General features: G+C 37.7%; 4 protein-coding genes. All 4 read right to left on the bottom strand.

All coding sequences use genetic code 11. From position 1 onward, the window contains the following. A partial coding sequence (locus ACY65O_RS10540; RefSeq protein ID WP_462220817.1) for a hypothetical protein occupies window positions 1–1,440 on the bottom strand: 1,440 nt, incomplete at its 3' end. A gap of 156 nt (window positions 1,441–1,596) precedes the next feature. After that, the gene (locus ACY65O_RS10535; protein WP_462220816.1) at window positions 1,597–4,806 is read right to left on the bottom strand and encodes a tetratricopeptide repeat protein; all 3,210 of its coding nucleotides are present in this window, start codon (window positions 4,804–4,806) and stop codon (window positions 1,597–1,599) included. 10 nt (window positions 4,807–4,816) lie between these two features. Further along, window positions 4,817–6,718, bottom strand: coding sequence for a hypothetical protein (locus ACY65O_RS10530; RefSeq protein ID WP_462220815.1), 1,902 nt, complete (start codon window positions 6,716–6,718; stop codon window positions 4,817–4,819). 13 nt (window positions 6,719–6,731) lie between these two features. Further along, window positions 6,732–7,380: hypothetical protein (locus tag ACY65O_RS10525; protein ID WP_462220814.1), on the bottom strand; the 649-nt coding region annotated here is incomplete at its 5' end.

The following is a 7,380-nucleotide window of genomic DNA, read 5'->3' as shown; positions in this document are numbered from 1 at the left end:
ATTATCTACTCCAAAATTTTTTATAAAAGTATTTTTATCGGGAGAAATAATTTCTATCCAGCCTGTATTTCCTTTTTGAAAAAGAACTACATAAACTTTTTTCCCCGATTGTTTATTAGTAACATTTGCTGCTATCACATAAGGACGTGGAAGAATGGATGTAGAATACCAGGCAGTATAATTTTGCAAGTCGTTGTACCGTGGAGCAATCAGGTTGTTCCATGCAGCATTTATTCCTTCATCCGAATCAGAATTGTATTTGCCGGTTACTCCATTGGGATAATGAAGCAACACTTTTATATTTCCTTTTGTTACCTCTACCCAATCTTCTTTTACTGTGCTTGTCCAGCCATCATCGAAGTTGGTGGTGGTTAATGCAAAACCGTTGGGAATTGTTGGGGTTTGTTTTTGTACTTCTTCTTTTTTTAAAACAGTTACATTGCCGGGTAATTTTATTTGCAGATTGTTGGCAGATAATGGACCATAATACCAGGCATTTTTAAAACTTGTGTTGCTGCTCTGTGTACCGTCCCGTTGCGTTGCCTTCTCTGATTGCAAAACCAAATTCCATATTTGTGTGCCGGAGAAAAAATGTTTTGTAAATTGGTAAGTTGCTTTTTCCAATGCTATGTTTTGGGTAGATAAAAGTTTACCCCAATCATCACCATCATTCTTTTTACTCCATGCTTCCAGCACAGAATTTTTTGGCGTGATAGTGATATTATTACCACTGATTTGGTAATTGCCGTTTTCTTTTCCCAACAAAATTTTATCCATCAACGGATCAAAAGCTTTGCTTACAAAACTGTAACTGCCATCTCCATTAAAAGTATATTGACGGCTGATGTAATTCATGATGCCGTTCTTCATTCTGTAATTAGAATTATCGCTTGCATTGGCACCCCATGTACCAAGTATGGAATTTTTATCGTCATCAGCAACTTGTGTTTGTTGCGAAAAGTTTTCAGGTTTTATCAATTCAACCGATGCAAGTAAAGCTTCAATTTCTTTTAAATAATCCTGGCTGTTAGTAGTGGCTACAATACTTGCACAACGGTTATACCCTGTAGCTGTTGTAAGAAATACGAATGCATCGCTGTTATTAAAAACAAATTTTGAACCACCTCCTTTTATTTTCCAACCATTAGCTTCCTGCGCTTCATTTAACTGTGGGGCATCAGCAGGTTTATAACTTTTAACCACCATTTGCCATTCACTTTCAAAATCCTGGTTAATATCTCCCTTGCTGGTAGTGCTTTTTACAATATTTATGTTGCACCAGGTATTACCATTTACAATTGTATAACTGGTTGTATTTTCAGTAACATCTTTTTTCCAGCCTTTGGGTGCAGTGTAATTTATAAGATCGAAGGTTTCTTTTTGTGCAAAGGATATTGCGGCAATGGCACAACAAACAAAAATCAGCAATGCTTTTTTCATGATTTCATTTTCTGTATCAAAACTATTGTTCTTAACTTTTGCGTAGTATCCTGTAAAACAGGGAATTTTTAAAAATCATTTGCAATGTTTTGCAACTCATATTAATTTGCGTATTTGCACCGCCTTACTACCTGTTTTAAATCCTGCATTTGTTTGCTATCTTGTTAATATTAACACGGCATCTGGCAAACTACCACTTACCTGCACACCTGCATTTACTGCCACTGATATTTCGGCTATTTTCACCTCGCCTTTTAAAGGACCAACTGTCGCTTCAACTGTTGCATCTGCTTTCAAACCAAAATCCTTTACTTCCCATTTACCGGTTGCCTCGTTCTTTCCAATTTTAATAAATTCTTTTATAGACGTTCCTGCTTCCACCTCTAATGCACCAAGGCCGCCAACATGAAACGATTCGCCCAGGCCACCACCAATAGTAAAGTCATTAAACGAACCATCATCGTTGTAACTTACTTCACCCTCAAACACTATTCCTTCACCACCTTCTATGCCCCACGAATTACATGTCCAGGTAATTGTAGTAACTACAAATGCAAGTTTGCCTTTGAAGTTGGCACAGTATTCATCTTCCCACTCTTTCAATACAAAATTCTTTTCCTCCTGCGCCACTTCATCAAACGTACACTGCTGCTTACTGATTAATTTATACTGCCCAAGAAGGTTGCTTACCTCTTTCAGGTAATCCATTTGTATAGAAAGAAAACTGCCTGCTGCCTGCGGCATCCAGTACGGCGCCCAGTTAGCATAGTCCCGGTAATACCTGCGTGAAATATATTCCTGCCTTTGCACATACTCATTAACTAATGGTGAAAGTTCGGCCAGGTATTTTCCATTCTCATCGTTTATGTCTTTGCATTTAGCTAACTCAAGGGCGGCTATTTTATCTTCATCACCTGCTTCGCCACCTTCCAGTTTATTTAGCTGGTCGCCATATTTTTTTGCAATGGCTCTCAGCTTTACATTATGCGGTGCCGATATCTTGCTCAAATAATATTTAAAAACATCGGCTTCGCTGATGCCATCTTTTCCATGTATCTCCATTGCATCCATGATAATGAACTGTGCCTTCATCTGTAACGGCGAAACGCCCTTTCGTAAACCAGCCATAAGTAAGCGTTGGTTTGCATCGTCGTTAGTAGTGGGCATTTTGGCCTGAATGGCTGCTATGCTGTTGTCAACAGATTTTTTTTCTGCTTCCAGGTTTGCCGCAAAAAATTCCATTTCATCGAGGCTGGCAGGCATGGCCGGCATTTTAATTCTTTTAAGCAATGGAAATTCATTTTTATGATATCGGGTCATTACTTCACCCGGTTTTGCTTTTTTATTTAGCTGGCGCAGAATTTTTTCAACCTCCTGATCATAAGATGCGGCTATAGATTTTGTTGCATGCTCTTCCGCTTTTTTTGCATCGCCTTTTTTGAGGTAAAGAAGGCAAAGTATTTTGTTGGCAATGGGATTTAGTGTGTCCTTTTGCACACATTGCTGCAGGTACTGCATGGCTTTATTTACATCGCCTAAGCGGTAATACGCATTGCCTAAATTACTCAGCAGCGTTGCCTCGCCGGGCTTTTGTTTGTTCCAATATTCCAATATGGGAACAGATTTTTCGGGGAGACCACCCATAATTAAAAAAGCGGCAAAATTATTTGCATACAATGCACCGGAAGGATTTGCAGTTACTGCTTTGCTATGCAGATACAAACTTGCAGCCGGTGCATTTTGAAGCCAGGCGGCTAAAGCAGCATTGCTTATTTGTTTTGATTGTGTAAGTTTTTTAGTTGTCAAATAATCATCAGCTTTCTTTTTTTCATTAGGTTTTACTGCGTTTGAAATAGCGGTGTGCAGTTGTTGTATATAAGCAGTATAACTTTCTGCAGTTGCCAATTGTGGTATTTGATTGAGCTTTGCAGAAAGTGGTGGAAGTGTAAAATTAATTGCAGCAGCAGGCGGCGCATTATTGTAATTAGCTGTAACAGGAATTGCTGAAGGCTTCATGCCTGCCGGCACAATTAATGGTGTAAGTGTTTTTAATTTTGGTAAATAGGTAAGTGTATAAGTTGATGGAATTTTAGTTGGAGCTACTACCGGTAATGCAGACTTGCCGGGATTTAACATGGCTTCTAAAGGAGCCAGTGCACCTGGTTTTTTTACAAGAGCGGCAACTTTTTCCATGTGAGGATAAGTGCCATTTCGTAACTGCACCATTATTACTTGTGGCACATCGCTGCTTAATGTTTTATTAAAATAAGCAGGATTGATAGTAACAATTTCCTCTGCTGTTTCTTCTTCTATTTCTCCCACTCCGTTCGTTCTTATTTTATCCATGCCTTCAATATATTGCGTAACTCCCCCTGCTGTATATGTTGAAGAGGAGTAAAAACTTTTGAAGCCCCTGTTTAGCCATTCTTGCGGTTTTTGCAAATATTGATGTATCACTTCTTTGGCGGCATCGGCATCAGGATTAATTTTGCTAATAAGTTTTTTAAGTTTTTCCTGATCCTCTTCAAACCATTTTCTTCGTCTTGCTTCTTTTTCCGGCGTATAGGCTCTGTCGTTTTTGTACGCTTTCATTTCTACTTCAAACTGCTGTATGTTCTGTGTATAAATTTGAGTCATACTTTTTGAGTCTTTGCTCCCGAAAGCTTCTGCATCCTTTAGCATCTGCTGCAGGTATTCTTTACGGGTAACAGGAATAAAAAGCGGCTTGTCGCTGTTTCGCAAAATGATATAATCATTTGCTGTGAACATTTTAGCGTTTGCGTTATTTTGTGCCCTTTGTTCATAAAAATCAATTCTGCCTTCGCTGCGTTTTTTTTGAATGGTTTTGAAGGCAGGCTTTCCTTTAATAGTATAAACGCCGGCATCTGAAGTAAATCCAAAAGCAAAAACATTATTAAAATTTACATAAACAGAAGAGCCACTTTCGCCCTCTGTTTGCATGGGATATTTGTTTTCATAACAGTAGTAAGCAAAAAACATCATTTGCGATTGGTAGTGCCCTTTAATACCTTCGGCTAAAAACATCCGATCTGTAGTTTCAGCATCAGATAAATATTTTGGAAAATAATTATTAAAGTAATCCAGTTTTGCTCCGGTAAAGCCGGTCAATATATTTTTTACCCAAGTTTCTGCTTTTGTTAAATAGGGTTTCATTTTAGCCATTTCGCCTGCATTCATTTTGGCACTCATAGGGCTAATATTATCTTTACTTCTAACTAAAGTAGAAGGCTTGTTTGCAGCTTCGGTAACACAATCCTGTGCAAATAGAGATGTATTGATTACAAAATATGACAGCACAAACGTTAAGAAACAGGGATGCGTAAACAGGCGTATTTTTATTATCATAAAATAATTATTACTCTTTTGAGATTTTTATATTTCTGATGTAAACTTTAGTCGTATCTGCATCATTGGTACTGTTGTTCCAAAAAATGTTATTGAACTTTGTGCCAACCGGTAAGCTACAAGTAACACATTTGCCTCCATAGGCCAATTTGAAGTCTGTAGAAACAGCTACTTGTTTATTGTTAATAAAAATACTAAGCACCCCTGCCATTACTTTTATCGCTATATGCACACTTGTTTTTTTATTGGTAAACTCAAGCAAAGGATATTCATACGAAATTCCTTCGGAAGAATTTTGTGTATTAGCTGAAGGAGAGGAGTTGATTTTTACTCTCAGCATGCCCCTGTAATTGTTATTGTTATAATCTGCTTCATTTCCCGAAATAATATCAATATTTACTCTTGTGCCATTCCCACCATTAAATTCGCTGCCACTTGCAGTACCAGGTCTTGTATTTAATGTCATAGTGATAGCTCCGCCGGTACGTGAAGAAAATTCACCATCCGTTGCCATATCATATTCCAATATAAAATTTTCAGGTATTGGTTTTTTCAGAAGGGAAGGAGTTAGTGGATTGTTATAGCCCAACTGCAACCACTTGCCGGTTTGTTTTTTTAAAGAGGTAACAACTGAATGTTTTCCATACTTGTTAAAAAACCAGTTGGCCGGATCGTCACCTTCACTGTTCAATGAAAAATCATCGAAGAAAAAAGTATTCGCCGGTATTGTAACAGGTTTTGCAACGGAGTTGATTATTGATTTGTTTTTTTTACGGTAAGTATTTAATCTTGCCATTAGCTGATCTTCATTTGCCGGTTTATAAGGCAACCCCTTCACTTTTTCAGGATCAAAAAAATAATTATAAGCATAATCGTAATTGAAATTCTCCGACAGTGCTTTATAGAGTTCGTATAACTGGTTGCCTTTTTCTTTGTTTGCAAAAGGGAAGGCCACTGCAATCCATTGGGGTGTTTCACTTTGCAATTTTACATAAAGAGAAGGATCAACTTTGTACACCTGAAAGTACTGGTTCAATTCATTTGCAGCTTTATCAATTTTAAAAATGTCGGGATCTAATTCAAAACTATACATTGTAGGTTGCATAGCTCTTATTACGGCAGGTTCATTTAAACTGTTTTGATGCCTTTCCCGTAATTTCTGAATATTGCTCCTGTATTTTTCAATTGTTTGTTTGCGGATAATCAGTACTTCATCCTGCGATTTTTTATTCGTTGGCCATTTTTCCTGTACATCTTTTATTTCGTTTGCCCATTGTTGATCAAGTGCCTGCTCTGCCTGTTGCAGCAGTTCTGCTTTGGTTATTGCAATAAAGGGAAGCTTATTATTGGGAGTTAAATAAACAGTTTGCCAGTCGTTGACCCATGTGATATACTTAGATGTATTTGGATGAATTCCCGGGTCGGCTTTTTTGCCGTCTTCCAGCATACGGTCATTGGCAGAATAGCCGTTAGGCTGCATAGTAAAGTAGTACTCATTTGGTTTTTGCAGAAAAGGAATAGTATAGCTGCCAAACACTCTGTTTGCTGCAATCCAGAAAGGTGTATTTTCTTCAGGAATTGGTTTGAAGTTTCCATTCGGTTCTGTCCATTCTTTATCATGGCTTACATTCCATACATAACAAAGCACACCATAATTTAATTTACTAATGTAACGGCTGGTTGTTCCGAGCCCTGCCACAGGTGTGTAGGTTTTCTTTATCCACTCCAACATTTTATTTACGTGTATTTCCTTCTTTTTACCAATTACTTCTGTCTGTGGTTTTAAGTGGTCGAATTTATTGTTGCTCCACCATCCAATTACACTGTCCTGTATCCGCTGCTCAGGTGTAAGCTGCGCAAAAGCAGTACAAATAATAAAAAAGAAAACTGCAAAAAGCAATGTACACTTCATAGATAATAAATATTTAATCTTTTACGATTTTAATATTACTGATATAAAATTTATCGTTCTCAGCACTGTTGCCGCTGCAATCAAAAGACAATGCATTAAAAAGATGAGCTGCTGGAATTGCTTTTTCGTATTCAGCTATTTTAGTTTTATCAATAAATACCTGCAATCTTTCTGCTGTTTTTTTTATTGTAACGGTAATGCGGTTGTCTTTTTTATTATTAGAAAAACCTTTGGCAACATACCACTTGGTACTATTTGAATAACCGGGCGGAAAAGGAAATTTTGTTTCCAGTGTTGCTTCTCCATCGCTGCCGTTAGAGCCGGGACGAAGTTTTAATTTAATAAATGATTCGGCATTGCCGGGTGATGTTTCTTTTGACAGTTGCATGGTTAATCCCTTGGCGCCCCAGGTAAAATTTTGTGAGACTGCAATGTCATAAGTCAATGTAAAATTTTGCGGCAGTGGTTTTTTTAAAACTGTTGCGTTAATGTAGTGGCCTCTCAGCTCCACCCAGTTTCCATCTAATCCTTCTGGATTGGTTACCACACCTGTAGTTCCTGCATTGGCAAATTTTGCCTGCCAGCCCATTGGTTTGTTACCAATAGCTGTTGTTGAAAAATCTTCAAAGAAAAAAACAGTTGCATCGGCAGTAATTTCTTTA

It is taken from the genome of Ferruginibacter sp. (assembly GCF_031430955.1).
Lineage (GTDB): Bacteria > Bacteroidota > Bacteroidia > Chitinophagales > Chitinophagaceae > Ferruginibacter.
Note: the sequence above shows the minus strand (reverse complement) of the source record. Positions and strands in the feature narration are given on the sequence as shown.

Bases quoted from the DNA above. Each gene is read 5' to 3' on its own strand.
- ACY65O_RS10530 (WP_462220815.1), bottom strand. From the start codon at position 6,718: ATGAAGTGTACATTGCTTTTTGCAGTTTTCTTTTTTATTATTTGTACT.
- ACY65O_RS10535 (WP_462220816.1), bottom strand. From the start codon at position 4,806: ATGATAATAAAAATACGCCTGTTTACGCATCCCTGTTTCTTAACGTTT.